This is a genomic window from Flavobacterium sp. ALJ2 (genome assembly GCF_015594725.1).
Classification (GTDB): Bacteria; Bacteroidota; Bacteroidia; order Flavobacteriales; family Flavobacteriaceae; genus Flavobacterium.
The window spans coordinates 82,669-100,988 of the sequence record NZ_JADNRC010000008.1 but is presented as its reverse complement, the minus strand read 5'-3'; the positions used below and the strand labels follow the sequence as shown (position 1 = coordinate 100,988).

Annotated in this window: 20 protein-coding genes; 18 read left to right on the top strand and 2 right to left on the bottom strand. The window is 33.3% G+C overall.

Annotation, left to right across the window (positions count from 1 at the left end):
- The first annotated feature begins 111 nt into the window (after window positions 1–111).
- The 16 genes from IUY40_RS11030 to IUY40_RS10955 all read left to right on the top strand — a co-directional run bounded on the left by IUY40_RS11030 (window position 112) and on the right by IUY40_RS10955 (window position 14,998).
- Entirely contained in the window at window positions 112–306 is a 195-nt protein-coding gene (locus IUY40_RS11030; protein ID WP_195736923.1) for a cold-shock protein, read from the top strand.
- A gap of 247 nt (window positions 307–553) precedes the next feature.
- Window positions 554–919, top strand: a complete 366-nt coding sequence (locus IUY40_RS11025; RefSeq protein WP_195736922.1) for an NADH-quinone oxidoreductase subunit A — start codon at window positions 554–556, stop codon at window positions 917–919.
- A 127-nt stretch (window positions 920–1,046) separates the two neighbouring features.
- Entirely contained in the window at window positions 1,047–1,595 is a 549-nt protein-coding gene (locus IUY40_RS11020; RefSeq protein ID WP_195736921.1) for an NADH-quinone oxidoreductase subunit B, read from the top strand.
- A gap of 5 nt (window positions 1,596–1,600) precedes the next feature.
- Window positions 1,601–2,122 (top strand): NADH-quinone oxidoreductase subunit C, encoded by a 522-nt coding sequence (locus tag IUY40_RS11015; protein ID WP_195736920.1) that lies wholly within the window; start codon window positions 1,601–1,603, stop codon window positions 2,120–2,122.
- Between the two features lie 32 nt (window positions 2,123–2,154).
- A complete protein-coding gene (locus tag IUY40_RS11010; RefSeq protein WP_195736919.1) occupies window positions 2,155–3,393 on the top strand; it encodes an NADH-quinone oxidoreductase subunit D in 1,239 nt (412 codons plus the stop codon).
- 50 nt (window positions 3,394–3,443) lie between these two features.
- Window positions 3,444–3,974: an NAD(P)H-dependent oxidoreductase subunit E gene (locus IUY40_RS11005; protein ID WP_195736918.1), complete on the top strand. Its 531-nt coding sequence runs from the start codon at window positions 3,444–3,446 to the stop codon at window positions 3,972–3,974.
- 1 nt (window position 3,975) lies between these two features.
- Window positions 3,976–5,343 (top strand): NADH-quinone oxidoreductase subunit NuoF, encoded by a 1,368-nt coding sequence (gene nuoF, locus IUY40_RS11000; RefSeq protein ID WP_195736917.1) that lies wholly within the window; start codon window positions 3,976–3,978, stop codon window positions 5,341–5,343.
- Between the two features lie 79 nt (window positions 5,344–5,422).
- Window positions 5,423–6,454 (top strand): 2Fe-2S iron-sulfur cluster-binding protein, encoded by a 1,032-nt coding sequence (locus IUY40_RS10995; protein WP_195736916.1) that lies wholly within the window; start codon window positions 5,423–5,425, stop codon window positions 6,452–6,454.
- 2 nt (window positions 6,455–6,456) lie between these two features.
- The gene (nuoH, locus tag IUY40_RS10990; protein WP_195736915.1) at window positions 6,457–7,509 is read left to right on the top strand and encodes an NADH-quinone oxidoreductase subunit NuoH; all 1,053 of its coding nucleotides are present in this window, start codon (window positions 6,457–6,459) and stop codon (window positions 7,507–7,509) included.
- 181 nt (window positions 7,510–7,690) lie between these two features.
- On the top strand, window positions 7,691–8,236 hold the full coding sequence (locus IUY40_RS10985; protein ID WP_195736914.1) for an NADH-quinone oxidoreductase subunit I: 546 nt from the start codon (window positions 7,691–7,693) through the stop codon (window positions 8,234–8,236).
- Window positions 8,236–8,781 (top strand): NADH-quinone oxidoreductase subunit J, encoded by a 546-nt coding sequence (locus tag IUY40_RS10980; protein ID WP_195736913.1) that lies wholly within the window; start codon window positions 8,236–8,238, stop codon window positions 8,779–8,781. Before IUY40_RS10985 ends, IUY40_RS10980 begins: the two co-directional genes overlap by 1 nt.
- Window positions 8,774–9,094 (top strand): NADH-quinone oxidoreductase subunit NuoK, encoded by a 321-nt coding sequence (nuoK, locus tag IUY40_RS10975; RefSeq protein WP_035618229.1) that lies wholly within the window; start codon window positions 8,774–8,776, stop codon window positions 9,092–9,094. Before IUY40_RS10980 ends, nuoK begins: the two co-directional genes overlap by 8 nt.
- Window positions 9,095–9,100: 6 nt before the next feature.
- Entirely contained in the window at window positions 9,101–10,984 is a 1,884-nt protein-coding gene (gene nuoL, locus IUY40_RS10970; protein WP_195736912.1) for an NADH-quinone oxidoreductase subunit L, read from the top strand.
- Window positions 10,985–10,994: 10 nt separating this feature from the next.
- Complete coding sequence (locus IUY40_RS10965) at window positions 10,995–12,434, top strand: NADH-quinone oxidoreductase subunit M (RefSeq protein ID WP_195736911.1); 1,440 nt, start codon at window positions 10,995–10,997, stop codon at window positions 12,432–12,434.
- A 145-nt stretch (window positions 12,435–12,579) separates the two neighbouring features.
- Window positions 12,580–13,950: an NADH-quinone oxidoreductase subunit N gene (locus tag IUY40_RS10960; protein ID WP_195736910.1), complete on the top strand. Its 1,371-nt coding sequence runs from the start codon at window positions 12,580–12,582 to the stop codon at window positions 13,948–13,950.
- 271 nt (window positions 13,951–14,221) lie between these two features.
- Window positions 14,222–14,998 carry a Bax inhibitor-1/YccA family protein gene (locus tag IUY40_RS10955; protein WP_195736909.1) on the top strand — a complete coding sequence of 259 codons (777 nt, stop codon included), beginning with the start codon at window positions 14,222–14,224 and terminating at the stop codon, window positions 14,996–14,998.
- Window positions 14,999–15,051: 53 nt separating this feature from the next.
- Here IUY40_RS10955 and IUY40_RS10950 read toward each other — a convergent pair whose 3' ends face one another.
- On the bottom strand, window positions 15,052–15,567 hold the full coding sequence (locus IUY40_RS10950; protein WP_195736908.1) for a PAS domain-containing protein: 516 nt from the start codon (window positions 15,565–15,567) through the stop codon (window positions 15,052–15,054).
- 81 nt (window positions 15,568–15,648) lie between these two features.
- Window positions 15,649–16,731: a DNA polymerase IV gene (gene dinB, locus IUY40_RS10945; protein ID WP_195736907.1), complete on the bottom strand. Its 1,083-nt coding sequence runs from the start codon at window positions 16,729–16,731 to the stop codon at window positions 15,649–15,651.
- A 223-nt stretch (window positions 16,732–16,954) separates the two neighbouring features.
- Between dinB and IUY40_RS10940 the strand changes: the two genes are divergently transcribed.
- On the top strand, window positions 16,955–17,680 hold the full coding sequence (locus tag IUY40_RS10940; protein ID WP_195736906.1) for a metallophosphoesterase family protein: 726 nt from the start codon (window positions 16,955–16,957) through the stop codon (window positions 17,678–17,680).
- A 45-nt stretch (window positions 17,681–17,725) separates the two neighbouring features.
- Window positions 17,726–18,250: a DUF6646 family protein gene (locus tag IUY40_RS10935; RefSeq protein WP_195736905.1), complete on the top strand. Its 525-nt coding sequence runs from the start codon at window positions 17,726–17,728 to the stop codon at window positions 18,248–18,250.
- The last annotated feature ends 70 nt before the right edge of the window (window positions 18,251–18,320 follow it).

The following is an 18,320-nucleotide window of genomic DNA, read 5'->3' as shown; positions in this document are numbered from 1 at the left end:
GAGCGAATATACTGTAAATCAATATTTTTTATAAAAAATTAACAGTTTGTTGTCTTTTGTATTATTTTATATCTTACATTTGCCACATTATAAATTATTATTACTATTACAATGCGTACAGGTACAGTTAAATTTTTCAATGAGTCTAAAGGTTACGGATTCATTACAGACGAAGAAACAGGAAAAGACATTTTCGTTCATGCATCAGGAATCAACGCGGAAGAATTACGCGAAGGTGACAGAGTAAGCTACGTAGAAGAAGAAGGAAGAAAAGGTAAAGTTGCTGCACAAGTTACAGTAATCTAAGCATAAAAATATAGCAATTTATTTTTTTTGCCACCGAGGGCTTAAAAGCGTTTTGATTAATTTCGAAACGCTTTTTTTTTGCGTCTAAATCTTAAAAAAATCACAAAACCAGTATTGTTATTTATAATCAATAAAAATTACCCTATATCCACATTTCAAAACCTACTTAAATCATTTTTTAGCTTGTGATTTACATACTTGAAAGCTATCTTTGTGACTTATTTTTAAGCAAAAAAAACCTTAAATTATGCATTCAGATCAAGTAAATTATATTCCAATTTTAATGCAGCTTATTTTAGCTGTTGGTTTCGTAGTAGGAACAATCATTATTTCTGGAAAATTAGGCCCAAAAAGAAACTCTGCAAGCAAAGACAAAAACTTTGAATGTGGTGTGGAATCTATTGGTAATGCTCGTATCCCATTTTCTGTAAAATATTTCTTGGTTGCTATTTTGTTTGTATTGTTCGACGTTGAGGTAATTTTCCTTTATCCGTGGGCAGCAAACTTTAAAGAACTAGGCATGGAGGGCATGCTAAAAATGTTAATATTCATGTCACTGCTCTTAGTAGGCTTTTTCTACATTATCAAAAAGAAAGCCCTAGAGTGGGAATAAAAAGAGACTTTAGATTTTAGAATTACAGTTTAAAATTTAAAACCCTCGAATTAATACAATTGATTTAAAAAAATTGATTTCAATTTTTAAGATTTTAAAAATCAGAAATCAGAAATCTATAATAAAAATGAGCGATTCAAAGATAAATATGGTTGCCCCACCAGAAGGAGTCACAGGAGAAGGCTTTTTTGCTACAAAACTTAACGATGTGGTAGGTTTAGCAAGAGCCAATTCATTATGGCCTTTACCATTTGCAACTTCTTGTTGCGGTATCGAATTCATGGCTACAATGGCTTCACATTATGATATAGCACGATTTGGTTCTGAGCGTATAAGTTTCTCACCTCGTCAAGCAGATATGTTATTGGTGATGGGGACAATTTCTAAAAAAATGGGTCCTATTTTACGTCAAGTTTACGAACAAATGGCTGAGCCTCGTTGGGTTATCGCAGTTGGTGCCTGTGCATCGTCTGGAGGTATTTTTGACACATACTCGGTTCTTCAAGGAATTGACAAAATTATACCTGTAGATGTTTATGTTCCAGGTTGCCCGCCAAGACCAGAACAAATCATTGATGGCGTATTGAAATTACAAGAATTAGTAAAGAGCGAGTCTGTAAGAAGACGTAGCTCTCCTGAATACCAAGAATTATTGGCTTCATATAACATTCAATAAACAAAATGGCTTTAGAGACAATAGAAATTCAAAATAAATTAATTGAAACATTTGGAAAAGATGTATTCAATTTCAATCAAGAAAGAGACATTTTTTCATTAGAAGTTGCTTCTGATAAAATAACGGCTGTAATTCTTTTTTTGAAAAACGATCCGCTATTACGTTTTCATTTTTTAACTGATTTATGTGGTGTACATTACCCTGATAATGAAGTCGACCGCCAATTTGCAATAGTATATCATTTGCATAACTGGTATGAGAACAAAAGAATAAAAATAAAAGCGTTTATCAATGGTGAAAAACCAGAAATAAAAACGATATCTAATATCTTCTTATGTTCAAATTGGATGGAAAGAGAAACCTATGATTTTTACGGCGTAAACTTCATTGGACATCCACAATTGAAACGTATTTTAAATATGGATGAGATGATATCATTTCCGATGCGTAAAGAATTCCCTATGGAAGACAGCGGAAGAACAGATAAAGACGATAGGTTCTTTGGAAGAACAATCACAAATTGCTAAGACAAAATCATATAATTTTTCACATTAAATAAATGTCAGAACTATTATTATCACCAGAGCATCGCTATGCTAAAATAATTGAACAGAAACTAAACGACGAAGGTAGTGAACTTTCTGTTCTGAATCTTGGACCAACACACCCAGCTACACACGGTATTTTTCAAAATGTACTGTTAATGGATGGTGAGAAAATTCTGGACGCTGAGCCTACTATTGGTTACATCCACAGAGCTTTTGAGAAAATTGCCGAAAATCGTCCATTTTACCAAATCACACCTCTTACAGATCGAATGAACTATTGCTCCTCTCCTATTAACAATATGGGATGGTGGATGACTTTAGAAAAACTTTTAGATATTGAAGTACCTAAGCGTGTTCAATACTTAAGAGTTATCGTAATGGAATTGGCTAGAATTACAGATCATATTATCTGTAATTCAATTCTTGGTGTAGATACAGGAGCCTTTACTGGTTTCCTTTATGTTTTTCAATTTAGAGAAAAAATATACGAAATCTATGAAGAAATTTGTGGAGCTCGTTTAACTACAAATATGGGAAGAATCGGTGGTTTTGAAAGAGATTGGTCAGAGACTGCTTTCAAAAAACTAGATATCTTCTTAGAAGAATTTCCAGCTGCCTGGGAAGAATTCGAAAACCTGTTTGTAAGAAACAGAATTTTCATTGACAGAACAGTTAATGTTGGGGCTATATCTGCCGAACAAGCTATGGCTTACGGATTTACAGGACCAAACTTACGCGCAAGTGGGGTTGATTATGATGTGCGTGTAGCACAGCCATATTCATCGTATGAAGATTTTGATTTTATTGTTCCTGTTGGAAAATCTGGAGATACTTACGATCGTTTCTGCGTTCGTAATGCCGAAGTTTGGGAAAGTTTAAGCATCATCCGTCAAGCATTAGCAAAAATGCCAGAAGGAAATGTTTACCACGCCGAAGTTCCAGATTACTATCTTCCACCAAAAGAAGATGTATACACTAACATGGAATCATTAATATATCACTTTAAGATTGTTATGGGAGAAATTCCTGTTCCAGTTGCCGAAATATACCATCCTGTTGAAGGTGGAAATGGAGAATTAGGATTTTACCTAGTTACCGACGGAAGTAGAACTCCATACAGACTGCATTTTAGAAGACCTTGTTTTATATATTATCAAGCTTATCCTGAAATGATTAAAGGAGCAATGCTATCAGATGCTATTGTAATATTATCAAGTTTAAATGTTATCGCTGGAGAATTAGACGCTTAAAAGATTTCAGATTGTAGAATAACGATTTTTGATTTCAGATTTAAAATAAAATGGAAAGAACACATTACAAACAAGAAATAAATATGACTGAAGCATTGATGAACCGCATCAATGAATTAATCAGTCATTATCCTGAAGACAAAAGAAAATCGGCTCTATTGCCTGTTTTACACGAAGTACAAGATGCTCATGAAAATTGGCTAAGTATCGAGTTACAGGATAAGGTTGCCGAAATTTTACATATAAAGCCAATTGAGGTTTATGAGGTAGTAACTTTTTACACCATGTACAATCAAAAACCAATGGGTAAATATATGTTTGAATTTTGCCAAACTTCTTGTTGTTGTTTAAATGGTGCCGAAAATTTAATGGATTATACATCCGAGAAATTAGGTATCAAAATGGGTGAAACAACTCCTGACGGTATGTTCAGCATTGCTGGTGTACAATGTTTAGGCGCTTGTGGATATGCTCCAATGATGCAGTTAGGCGATTTCTACAAAGAAAAACTTACCGAAGAAAAAATTGATCAGCTAATCGCTGATTGTAAGGATAATAAAATAATATTACACGATAAATAATATGTCACAAAAAATATTATTAGATAAAATCAATATTCCTGGTATTAAAACCTACGAAGTATACCGCAAAAATGGCGGTTATGCATCTGTAGAAAAAGCGATAAAAACGCTTACACCAGACGAAGTTGTTGAAGAAGTAAAAAAATCAGGCCTACGTGGTCGTGGTGGCGCAGGTTTCCCAGCAGGAATGAAATGGAGTTTTATTGATAAAAAATCAGGAAAGCCAAGACATTTAGTTTGTAATGCTGATGAATCTGAACCAGGTACTTTTAAAGATCGTTATTTGATGGAATATATTCCTCACTTATTGATTGAAGGTATGATTACTTCAAGTTTTGCCTTAGGTGCTAACCTATCCTATATCTATATTCGTGGAGAATATATGTGGGTTTTTAAAATATTAGAAAGAGCCATTGCCGAAGCGAAAGCTGCTGGATTTTTGGGAAAAAACATATTAGGATCAGGATATGATCTAGAACTATACGTTCACTGTGGTGCTGGTGCTTATATTTGTGGAGAAGAAACTGCACTTATAGAATCATTGGAAGGAAAAAGAGGAAATCCGCGTATTAAACCGCCATTCCCAGCTGTTTCTGGACTTTGGGCCAACCCTACTGTGGTAAACAATGTAGAAACTATTGCCACTGTGCCATGGATTATCAATAACTCTGGTGATGATTATGCCAAGATTGGTGTAGGTCGTTCTACTGGAACTAAATTAATCTCTGCTTCTGGACACGTTAAAAATCCTGGAGTTTACGAAATTGAATTAGGTTTAAGTGTTGATGAATTCATGAATTCTGATGAATACTTAGGCGGAATGTCTTCTAGCAGACCTTTAAAAGCATTTGTACCAGGAGGTTCTTCAGTGCCAATTTTACCAGCTGAATTAATTTTTAAAACTGCAAATGGCGAAGATCGTTTAATGACTTACGAATCTTTAAGTGATGGTGGTTTTGCTACTGGATCAATGCTAGGTTCTGGAGGATTTATCGTATACAACGACACGGCATGTATTGTTAGAAACACATGGAACTTTGCTCGTTTTTACCACCACGAATCTTGCGGACAATGTACTCCTTGTCGTGAAGGTACTGGTTGGTTAGAAAAAATATTATGGAGAATTGAAAACGGTCAAGGCCGCGAAGAAGATATCGAATTATTATGGAGCATTCAAAGTAAAATCGAAGGAAACACGATTTGCCCACTTGGAGATGCAGCATCTTGGCCAGTAGCAGCAGCTATTCGTCATTTTAGAGATGAATTTGAATATCACGTTCGTTTTCCAGAAAAGATAAAAAACAGAGAGCATTTTGTTGCTGAACCTTTTTCGCAAGTAAAACATTTAGTAACAAAACAAACAGTTTAAATTAGTTTAGCGTTTTTTTTAGTTTAAAGTTCAACAACTTGAAACTTTAAACCTTAAACTAAAATAACAAAATATAGAGATGAAAGTAACCATAGACGGTCAAAGTATAGACGTAGAGCCAGGAACAACAATCCTACAGGCTGCACGTATGATTGGTGGAGATTTAGTACCGCCAGCCATGTGCTATTACTCAAAATTAAAAGGTAGCGGAGGAAAATGCCGTTGTTGTTTAGTTGAAGTATCGAAAGGAAGTGAAGCTGACCCTAGACCAATGCCAAAATTGATGGCATCTTGTGTAACAGGATGTATGGATGGTATGGAAGTAAACAGCAAATCTTCTGACAGAGTAACTGAAGCACGTAAATCAGTAACAGAATTTTTATTGATTAACCACCCTTTGGATTGCCCTGTTTGTGATCAAGCTGGTGAATGTGATCTTCAAAACTTAAGTTTTGAGCACGGAAATCCGAAATCACGTTTCATTGAAGAAAAAAGAACTTTTGAACCAGAAGATATAGGTCCGCATATTCAATTGCACATGAACCGTTGTATCTTATGTCAACGATGTGTACAAGTTGCAGATCAATTGACAGATAATAGAGTACATGGTGTATTAGATCGTGGTGACCACGCTAATATTTCAACTGGTATCTCTAAAGCAATCGATAATGAGTTCTCTGGAAATATGATTGATGTATGTCCTGTTGGAGCTTTAACTGATAAAACTTTCCGTTTTAAATCAAGAGTTTGGTTTAACAAGCCTTATAACGCACACAGAGAGTGTACAACTCCTGGATGTTGTGGAAAAACTACTGTTTGGATGTTTGGAGGCGAAATACAACGTGTTACTGGTCGTAAAGACATCTATCATGAGGTTGAAGAGTTTATTTGTAACAGTTGTCGTTTTGACCACAAAAATGTTGCTGATTGGACTATTGAAGGACCTAGAGAATTTGAAAAAGATTCGGTTATCAATCAAAACAACTACACTCGTAAATTAGAAAAGGTAGAAATTGACACTGAAAAGAATATTCTTTTGGGTAGAGATCAAGACCGTAAAAAAATTAGTATGGCACAAATTCCATTAACCAATAACGACAAAATATCTTAGAAATGGATAGTACATTTATTATAGAAAAAAGTGTTGTAATTCTTGTGGTATTTGCCGTAACTATGCTTATGGCGATGTATTCTACTTGGGCTGAGCGTAAAGTTGCAGCTTATTTACAAGACCGTGTTGGACCAAACCGTGCTGGTTGGGGTGGTTTATTACAACCTCTTGCAGATGGTATGAAATTATTCTCTAAAGAGGAATTTTCCCCGAATACTCCAAATAAATTTTTATTCGTTGTAGGACCTGCAATAGCCATGAGTACTGCATTAATGACAAGTGCTGTAATTCCTTGGGGAGATAAATTACACTTGTTTGGAAGAGACATATTATTACAAGCTACTGATATTAATATTGGTTTATTATACTTCTTCGGCGTTGTTTCTGTTGGAGTATATGGTATTATGATTGGTGGATGGGCATCTAACAGTAAATTCTCATTGATGGGGGCAGTTCGTGCTGCTTCTCAAATGGTTTCTTATGAAATCGCAATGGGATTATCGATGATTGCTTTATTAATGATGACTGGAAGCTTAAGCTTAAGAGAAATCTCTATGCAACAAGCAGGAATGAACTGGAACGTTTTTTACCAACCTTTATCTTTCTTAATCTTCCTTATCTGTGCTTTTGCTGAAACAAACAGAACTCCTTTTGACTTAGCTGAATGTGAAACTGAATTAGTTGGTGGATACCATACGGAGTATTCTTCAATGAAAATGGGATTCTATTTATTTGCTGAATATGCAAATATGTTTATCTCCGCTACTATAATCGCTGTATTATTCTTTGGAGGATATAACTATCCTGGAATGCAATGGATGGTAGATAATGTAGGAGTTAATCCTGCAAACATTTTAGGAATGATTGTTTTATTTGCTAAAATATGCTTTTTCATATTTTTCTATATGTGGGTTCGTTGGACTATTCCAAGATTCAGATATGATCAATTGATGCATTTAGGATGGAAGATATTAATTCCGCTTTCTATCATCAATATTATGATTACAGGTGTTGTAATGTTAAGAGGTGAAATTGCAGCTTATTTAGGGTTTTAATAAACGAAAAAACCTAGCCCTGATAGAAGAAGTGAAAATCCTTTATTGTTTTTTTACCAAAACAATAAAAGATATAAAAAATGAGCAGTCTCGAAAGTTATCGGGAAGCTTCAGATAAAAAATAAAAGAAATAAATTTTTGAATTTGGTTTTGGAATCAAAATCGTAAATGATAAATTAAAATGTCAATAGAAACTATATCATTATCGGGTAGAAAAAAGGTAGTCTCAAATAAAGAGATGACTTTTCTTGAACGAATGTATCTTGTAGCGATTGCTAAAGGGTTGTACATTACAATCAAACACATGTTTAAGCGCAAACCTACTATTCAATACCCAGAGCAAGTTCGTGAACGAAGTGATGTTTACCGCGGTCAGCATATGCTAAAACGTGATGAGCAAGGTCGAGAAAACTGCACTGCTTGTGGACTATGTGCTTTGTCTTGTCCTGCAGAAGCTATTACTATGAAAGCTGAAGAACGCAAACCAGATGAGAAACACTTGTACAGAGAAGAAAAATATGCTTCGATATATGAGATTAATATGTTACGTTGTATTTTTTGTGGATTGTGTGAAGAGGCTTGCCCTAAAGATGCAATTTACCTAACTACTTCAAAAGTATTAGTACCTTCTAGTTATGAAAGAGAAGATTTTATTTTTGGAAAAGACAAATTAGTGATGCCACTAGATATGGCTATGAAAAACGCTCAACTTAAAAACGCTAATTAATGATACATATACCTGATTTTGCTAATGCAAATGCAATACAAATTACCTTTTGTATTTTAGCTTTCATAACAGTGATTACCGCATTCTTAACGATTTTTAGTCGTAACCCTATTCATAGTGCTATTTATTTAGTGATTTGCTTTTTCTCGATTGCTGGTCATTACTTACTATTAAATGCTCAGTTTCTAGCAATAGTTCACATCATAGTCTATTCTGGAGCCATAATGATTTTGTTCCTGTTTACGATAATGTTAATGAACCTGAACGAAAAACACGAAGTACATAAACCCCGAATTACTCGTTTGGGTGCTATTGTTTCTTTCTGCTTAATTTGTGTTGTATTAATTGCAATATTTATTAACTCAAAACCAATTGTTGGAGGATACGATTCGACGGGAGAAGATTTTCAATCGATAAAAGTATTGGGTAAAATACTATTGAACGAATATATGGTTCCTTTTGAATTTGCTTCTATTTTACTTTTAGTTGCCATGATTGGAGCTGTGTTATTGTCTAAAAAAGAAAAATCGAAAAATAATGAATAATATTTTAAATCAAATAGGTATCGAAAACTACATATTTTTAAGTGTAGTCCTTTTTTGCGTAGGCATATTTGGTGTTTTATACAGACGTAATGCGATTATCGTTTTTATGTCAATTGAAATCATGCTTAATGCAGTAAACTTATTATTTGTTGCTTTCTCTACTTATCACCAAGATGCACAAGGGCAAGTATTCGTATTTTTCTCGATGGCAGTTGCTGCAGCTGAAGTAGCAGTTGGATTGGCAATTTTAGTATCGATATTTAGAAACATACATTCAATTAGTATCGATAATTTAAAAAATTTAAAAGGATAAATGGCAATGGATACCAATTTAGCTTTAGTTTTAGTATTAGCTCCTTTTTTAGGATTTTTAATCAATGTTTTCTTTGGAAAAAGTCTAGGAAAGACAGTTTCTGGCGCTATAGGAACTCTTTCTGTAGTTGTTTCATTTGCTGTTACTATTTATTTTTTCCTTCAAATAAATCAAACTCAACAACCTATCAGCATTTCTTTATTTGAATGGATTCAGATAAGTAATTTCAAAGTTGATTTAGGTTTCTTATTAGATCAATTGTCATTGCTTTGGTTGCTTTTTGTAACTGGTATTGGTTCTTTGATTCACTTATACTCTATCAGCTATATGCATGATGATGAGAAAATGCACCAGTTTTTTGCTTACTTAAACCTGTTTGTATTTTTCATGATTACACTTGTTGTTGGAAGTAACTTATTAGTATTGTTTATTGGTTGGGAAGGTGTAGGACTTTGTTCTTACTTACTAATCGGTTTCTGGTATAAAAACCAAGACTATAATGATGCGGCTAAAAAAGCTTTTATCATGAACAGAATTGGGGATTTAGGATTACTAGTTGGTATTTTTATTATCGGTTCTATGTTCTCTTCACTAGATTATGCAACTATAAAAACTGCAATCGCTAGTGCAACTGACTTAAATGTTCCGTTGCTTTCATTAGCTGCGTTTTGTTTATTTATTGGTGCTTGTGGTAAATCGGCTCAAATTCCGTTATACACCTGGTTGCCAGACGCGATGGCTGGACCAACTCCGGTTTCTGCATTAATTCACGCTGCTACGATGGTTACTGCTGGTATCTTTATGATTACTAGATTAAACTTTATATTTGATTTAACTCCAGACGTTCAAAGCTTAATTGCTATTATTGGTGCAATAACTTCTTTAGTGGCTGCTACAATTGGTTTGGTTCAAAATGATATTAAAAAAGTATTGGCTTACTCTACTGTTTCGCAATTAGGATTAATGTTTTTAGCATTAGGATTAGGTGCTTATGAAGTAGCTGTTTTTCATGTAATAACACACGCATTCTTTAAAGCTTGTTTATTCTTGGGTTCAGGTTCTGTAATTCACGCTTTACACGGTGAACAAGACATGCGAAAAATGGGTGGATTGCGTAAAGCAATGCCAATTACTTTTATCACAATGCTTGTTTCTTCATTGGCAATATCGGGAGTTCCATTATTTTCTGGATTCTTCTCGAAAGATGAAATATTATTGACTGCATTTGATAAGAGCATTCCACTTTATGTTGTAGCTTCGATTGCATCAATTATGACTGCTTTTTATATGTTTAGATTAATGTTCTTAACTTTCTTCAAAGATTTTAGAGGAACCGAACATCAAAAAAGTCATTTACATGAAAGTCCTGCTTTAATTACATTTCCATTAATCATTTTAGCAATCTTAGCTACTTTTGGCGGATTGATTAGTTTACCTGGAAATAGCTGGTTAAATACGTATTTAGCTCCCCTTTTTACAAAAGTAACTAGCGAGGCACATCATTTAGGAACTACTGAATACACTTTAATGGGTGTTGCAGTTCTTGGTGGATTAGTTGGGATTTTTATTGCCTACTTAAAATACATCAAACAAAATAATGTTCCTGGTGAAGATGAATCAATAACAGGAGTTACAAAAGTATTATACAACAAGTATTATGTTGATGAAGCTTACGACTATTTATTTGTACGCTCTATAAACGGATTATCTAAATTCTTTAGAGATTATATTGAAACAAGTATATCAGCATTTGTTTTCGGATTAGGAAAAGTAACCAATGAGATAAGTTATCAAGGTAGAAAATTACAAAACGGAAGTATCGGATTATATTTGTTCGCTTTTGTTTTAGGTCTATGTGCCATTGTTTCTTATATATTTTTAGCTCAATAATTTAATAACTATGAACGTTTCTCTTATATTAATTATACTTTTAATTGGTGCATTTGTCACTTATTTTGTTGGTGATAAACTAGCTTCAAAAGTAGCCTTGTTCTTTAGTTTGGCCGCTTTAGGTTGTTCGATTGTATTATTAAATCATTATAATCTTGGCGAAAGCATTGATTATATTAGCCAATGGATTATTCAGCCTAAAATTTCATTTGTATTAAATGCAGATGGATTAGGTATTGCAATGTTGTTGCTTACAACTGCTCTAACGCCAATAATCATATTCTCTTCTTTTGGTAATTCATATCCAAATGCAAAAGGGTTCTATGCTTTAATTTTATTCATGGCATTTGCAATGGTAGGTACTTTCCTTGCTGCAGATGGTTTGTTATATTATATCTTCTGGGAATTATCATTAATCCCTATTTACTTTATCGCTTTAATCTGGGGTAATGGTGATACTGAAGAACGCAGAAAAGCTGTAGTTAAATTCTTTATCTACACGCTGGCAGGTTCATTATTCATGCTTGTAGCATTTATTTACTTATACACTAAAGCAGGTAGCTTCCTATTGACAGATTTATACGAAGTAGATTTATCTGCAACGGAGCAACTTTGGATATTCTTGGCTTTCTTCTTAGCTTATGCTATTAAGATTCCTCTAATTCCATTCCATACATGGCAAGCAAGTGTGTACCAAAAAGCACCTACTGCAGGAACTATGCTTTTATCTGGTATCATGCTTAAAATGGGATTGTACAGTATCATTCGTTGGCAATTGCCAATTGCTCCGCTTCCAGCAAAAGAGTATATGCCTATATTTATTGGATTAGGTATTGCTGGAGTTATTTATGGTTCGATTGTAGCTTTGAAACAAAAGGATTTAAAAAAATTACTTGCTTATTCTTCATTAGCTCACGTTGGATTAATTGCAGCTGGTGCTTATACATTAACTGCTGACGGTTTAAGCGGATCTGTTTTACAAATGATCGCCCACGGTTTTGTAGTAGTTGGTTTATTCTTAGCTGCCGAAATCATATTTAGAAGATACGAAACTAGAGTTATTGCCGAAATGGGTGGTATTCGTTACCAATCTCCAAAATTCACTTCAATGTTCTTGATTTTGGTATTGGCATCAGTATCATTACCTTCTACATTCAACTTTGTTGGAGAGTTCACTGTATTATATAGTCTTTCTCAAATAAACATTTGGTTTGCCGTTTTAGGTGGAACAACAATTATTTTAGGTGCTTACTATATGCTTAAAATGTTTCAACATGTAATGTTAGGAGAAACAAATGTTAAACCATTTGCAGATGTAACTATCAATGAAGGAATTTCACTTGTAGCGATTATTGCTGTTTTATTATTTTTTGGATTATATCCAAAACCTATTACAGATTTGATTTCTCCAAGTTTAGATATAATTTTAAAAGTTATAAATAGAAATTAAGATAGTACTATTAACTGTTTTTAACCTGATAGCTCCGGTTTCAGATTATAAAAAAGTTAAGCTGCTAAAGAATAAATAACATATTTTTAAATAAAATAAATTAGGGCATCATTAGTTTTAGATTTCCTATATCAAAAAAACAAAAATGAATACATTAATAGCTATCATAGGATTGGGTGTTTTTTGCCTACTTTTCGAAATTCTTAATTTAAGAAAAGCCATTATTCCAGTAACAATAATTGGATTATTAGGCGTTTTGGCAATAAACTATTCAGAATTTGGTTTAACCGAAAGTTACTACAACAACATGATTGCAGTGAGTAAATACTCTACTGCATTTTCATCATTGTTTATTGTATTAACGATATTCTTAGTGGCTTTGAGTTACAATTTCTACGAAGATCATCAAACGAAAATTTCGGATTATGTAGCTATCAAAATATTCTTATTGGCAGGAGCTGTTGCAATGGTATCTTTTGGGAACTTAGCTATGTTCTTTTTAGGTATCGAAGTATTATCAATTGCACTATACATTTTAGCGGCTAGCGACAGAATGAAAATAAAAAGTAATGAGGCTGGAATGAAATATTTCCTAATGGGTTCATTTGCTTCTGGAATTATCTTATTCGGAATCTGTTTGATTTACGGAGCTATGGGTAGTTTTGATGTAATTGAAATTAGTGATCTATCTCAATCTGCTGAATTGCCGATTTGGTTCCCAATTGGTATTGTTTTATTAACTGTTGGTATGTTGTTTAAAGTTGCTGCTGTTCCTTTTCATTTTTGGGCTCCAGACGTTTACGAAGGTTCTCCAGCTCTAACAACTGCTTTAATGAGCACTTTGGCAAAAGTTGTTGCTATTGCTACGCTATACAAATTACTAACGATATTAAATGCCGAGCTTTCTGAAAGCTATGTTATTGTAATTGTAATAGTTTCAATCCTATCTATGACTGTTGGTAACATTATGGCATTGCGTCAGGTTAATGTAAAACGTATGCTTGCCTATTCAGGTATTTCGCATGCAGGTTTTATGTTAATGACTTTATTAACTTTAGCCACTTCTGCAGGAACTCTTTTATATTACACTACTGCTTATGCATTGGCTGGAATCGCAGCTTTTAGCGTAATATTATATGTTTGCAAAAATCAAGATAATGAAGATATCACGAATTTTCACGGTTTAGGAAAAACAAATCCTTTATTAGCAGCAATCCTTACAGCTTCGCTTTTATCTATGGCAGGTATTCCAATTTTTGCAGGATTCTTTGCTAAGTTATTCTTGTTTAACCAAGTATTACAAGCTGGATACCTAGCATTGGTTATTATTGCTGTAATTAACTCTATCATAAGTGTTGGTTATTATTTCAAACTGATATTAGCAATGTACACTAAAGAACCAAATGAAGCTCGTACCAGAAGACCTTTCCTTATTTATGCAGTTGCAGTTGTTTCAATAGTATTGAACATCATCATAGGCTTATTCCCTTCATTAATTTTAGATCTTTTGAACTAAATTTTAGGACTATATAAAAATAACAGCCATCAAGTTTTAAACTTGGTGGCTTTTTTTATCTTACAGATAAACTAATAATCCCTATAATCAACTAGATATTATAATTCTATAAAATGTCTCTTTTGTAATCTTTCAAGCCGAAATACTTAATCTATTTTTAAAGCCAGGTAGGATAAAAAGACATAATTCAATTGTTAAAATATATATAGCGATTTAGGCAAATATCAAAATATAGGCTATATTTGGAACGTTTTAAAAATCTAAATATATTATGGCTTTCAACTCAAACAACCCGTTTTTAAGTAATAAACGTTTTTCTCCAACTTCGGTTGCAGCAAAAAGTGACAATCCTGATCAGGCAAGAATTATAGATTATGGTAATGAAATGACACTATCTGGTACTATCAATAAAACTCTAATTTTATTTTTATTGCTTACTGCCACTGCAATGATAACTTGGTGGATGTCTTTTAACGGAATCAACCCTATGCTTCCTACAATTGGTGGAGCAATCATCGGATTAATCTTAGTAGTTATTGCAGCATTCAAACCGCAACTTTCTCCTTATCTAGCTCCAGGCTATGCTTTATTTGAAGGTTTATTTATTGGTGGAATATCCGCTATTTTTGAAGCAATGTATCCTGGAATCGTTGTTCAGGCTGTTAGTGCTACATTTGTAACATTTATGGTTTGTCTAGGTTTATATAAATATAAGATTGTAAAAGTAACAGAGCAATTCAAATCAGTTGTTATGGCTGCTACATTAGCAATTGCTACTTATTACGTGATCTCTTGGCTGTTTTCAATGTTTACAAGCTTTACTCCTGTTCATTATGGCAGCTCTTTAATGAGTATTGGTATTAGTGTTTTTGTAATCGTTATTGCAGCTTTAAACCTGTTCTTGGATTTTGATAGAATAGAAGAAGGTGTTAAAGAAAAAATGCCAAAGTTTATGGAATGGTACGGTGCAATGGGATTAATGATTACACTTGTTTGGTTGTATATCGAATTCTTAAGATTGTTATCTAAACTAAATAGTAGAGACTAATCGTTTCAAATAATTATATAAAAAAGCCTTTTTGATTTTCAAAAAGGCTTTTTTTATGCTGCTTTTTCAAAAGCAATAAAATGTGTTAGCTTTCCTTTTAAGCTGAAAACTGGGAATGCATTTATTGTGCAAAAATAGGTATCTCCGTTTTTCTTATAATTAAGAATAGTCTTTTCGAAAGTTTCATGAGACTTTATAGCCAATCTAATTTCTTCTTTTACAACAGAGGAAGTTTCGGGTCCCTGAAACATTTTAGGCGATTTACCTAGAACCTCAACCTCTGTATAACCAGTCATATTAAGAATACGGCTGGAAGCAAAAACAATCTTCTGTTTCAAATCTGTAATTACTACAACTTCCTCCTTCAATCGATCTAAAACATCAAATTCAGAATCATCCCAATGAAATCTATTTGCAATATGATGAACTTTTTGCCAATCATAATAATTACTCCTTAAATCATTTAAAGACTCGTGATGAAAATCCCATGAAATTACTGGGATAATTTTGCAATTAATCTCTTGATGGTATTTAGCCATTGCGGCATCGTATGCATCTAAATTATACATAAAATAAATTTTTGTTCAAATATAAATTGAAAACAACATCAATCATAGTCTTATTCGGTATTTAACGCTTGTTTAAGGAGTTTAAAACTCAAACTTAAGCTGTACAACAATCGCCTTCTTAACTTCTGTATTAAGGTTACTTAATGAAATGCCAAGCAAACGAACTGAATCTTTCATTCGCTCCTGATACAGGAGCTCTTTTACAGTTTCCACAATCAAACTTTTATCGGCTATAAAATAAGGTAATGTTTTACTTCTTGTTTGCTGTGTAAAATCGCTATACTTGATTTTAAGTGTAATCGTTTTACCTGAAATCTTGTGCTTTTGTAAACGCCTCTCTAAAGAATTAGCTATTCGCTCGAGTTGTTCCATCATAAAAATTTCCGAAGAAAGATTAACATCAAAAGTATGTTCTGCTGCTACCGATTTCGTTATTCTATTTGATTTCACTTCACTGTTATGAATCCCACGAACAACATGATAATAGAAAGTACCTGATTTACCAAAATGCTTTTCTAGAAACTCTAAACTTTTACCTTTTAAATCTGTTCCTGTAAAAATACCAAGCTGGTACATTTTTTCAGTAGTTACCTTCCCTACTCCATAAAACTTCCGAATGGGTAATTGTTCTAAAAAAGGAATTATCTCATCGGGGTTAACCGTTTTCTGACCATTGGGTTTATTATAATCACTTGCAATTTTAGCCACAAACTTATTAACTGAAATCCCCGCTGAGGCAGTTAATCCAACTTCATTAAAAATTCGCAATCTTATTTCTTCCGCTAATAAACTTGCACTTGGATTTCCTTTTTTATTAACTGTAACATCAAGATAGGCCTCATCTAGCGAAAGAGGTTCAACTAGATCTGTATATTCATGAAAAATTTTATGAATTTTATCTGATATTTCTTTATATCGATCAAAACGTGGACGAACAAAAATAAGTTGCGGACAATTACGCTTTGCCTGCATACCGCTTATAGCACTACGAACACCAAATTTACGAGCCTCATAACTTGCTGCTGCCACAACACCGCGATTTTCAGAACCACCTACAGCTATAGGTTTACCACGCAAATCTGGATTATCCATTTGCTCTACCGAAGCATAAAATGCGTCCATATCAATATGAATGATTTTTCGATATGTAGGGATGTCAGACATGCTACAAATTTAGATAGGAAACCAAGAAAAGAGAATAAAATGATCATAAATATTTTAACTTTTTACGTTAAATTTTGTAAACAATACAGTAAACAAAAAAAATAAATTAACTAAAAAAACAGATGGCATTAGATTTCATCGATAATAATAAACATTAACAAATGAATAAGTAAAAACCAAATCATTTTCTCCTATTTTTGTAAGTACATTACAAAACATTAAAATGAGAACATTCGTTATTGGGGACATACACGGTGGCTTAATTGCATTGAAACAAGTACTCGAAAGAGCAGCTGTAACAGATAGAGACACTTTAATTTTCTTGGGTGATTATGTTGATGGCTGGAGTCAATCACCACAAGTGATTGATTACTTAATTGAACTAAAACAAAAACAAAACTGCATTTGTATCCGTGGTAATCACGACGATTTACTTCAACAATGGATGAGGGATGGGAAAGACAATGAACTATGGCATCATCATGGTGGCGAAGCAACAGTTCTCGCATACGAATCGATTAGTCAAACTCACAAACAAATACACGTTTCTTTTTTAGAATCCTTACAGGGTTATTATCTGGATTCTCAAAACAGATTGTTTATACATGCTGGTTTTACAAATATGAATGGCGTTACTTACGAATACTCATCTGAATCCTTTTACTGGGACAGGACTTTGTGGGAAACTGCAATGGCATTAGATCCTGATATGAAAACGGATTCTTTATTCTATCCAAAGAGATTAAAACTTTATAAAGAAATCTTTATTGGACATACCCCTGTTACTAGAATTCACGAAACAGTCCCAATACAAAAGGCTAATGTTTGGAACGTTGATACTGGTGCTGCATTTACAGGAAAATTAACCATTATGGATATTGACAGTAAAGAATTCTGGCAAAGTGACCCTTTGAACGAGTTGTATTTTGACGAAAAAGGTAGAAATTAATATATAAAGACTTATTTTTGCAAAAATTATAAATCACTACATTTTATGAAAAAGATTATTACACTTGCGTTTTTATTAGTTTTTGGTTTAACTCAAGCGCAACAGGCTTTCAGTGGCAAAGGTGACACAAAGGTTAACATTGGTGCAAATATCCAAGATGGTGGAACAGGAATTCAAGGATCTATAGATTTAGGTCTTGGAGAAAATATCTCTATTGGAGTTGTAACTAGTTATTTATTAGGAATAAATGAATACAATGGTTACTATGGTACAACTCAATATTATGGAGCAAAACCTGCATTTAAAGATCGTTTTGATGCAAAAGTTAGAATGAACGCTAATCTAGGAAGCGTAATAAACGTAGATAAAAAACTAGATGTTTATCCAGGTTTAAGCCTTGGATTAAGAAATTTTGGTGGTCATGTTGGTGGTCGTTATTTCTTTACAGATGGTTTTGGAGTATTTACTGAACTAGGTTTTCCAATTGCTAAATATGGTAACAACGACAAAATGTTTGACCATTTAAACAATCAATTTACTTTTAGCTTAGGAGCTTCTTTTAGTTTATAGTAATAAACAACTACAATTTTCAAGCTTTAACAGCTTAAACATATCCAAAAGGCCATTTGAAATTTCAAAT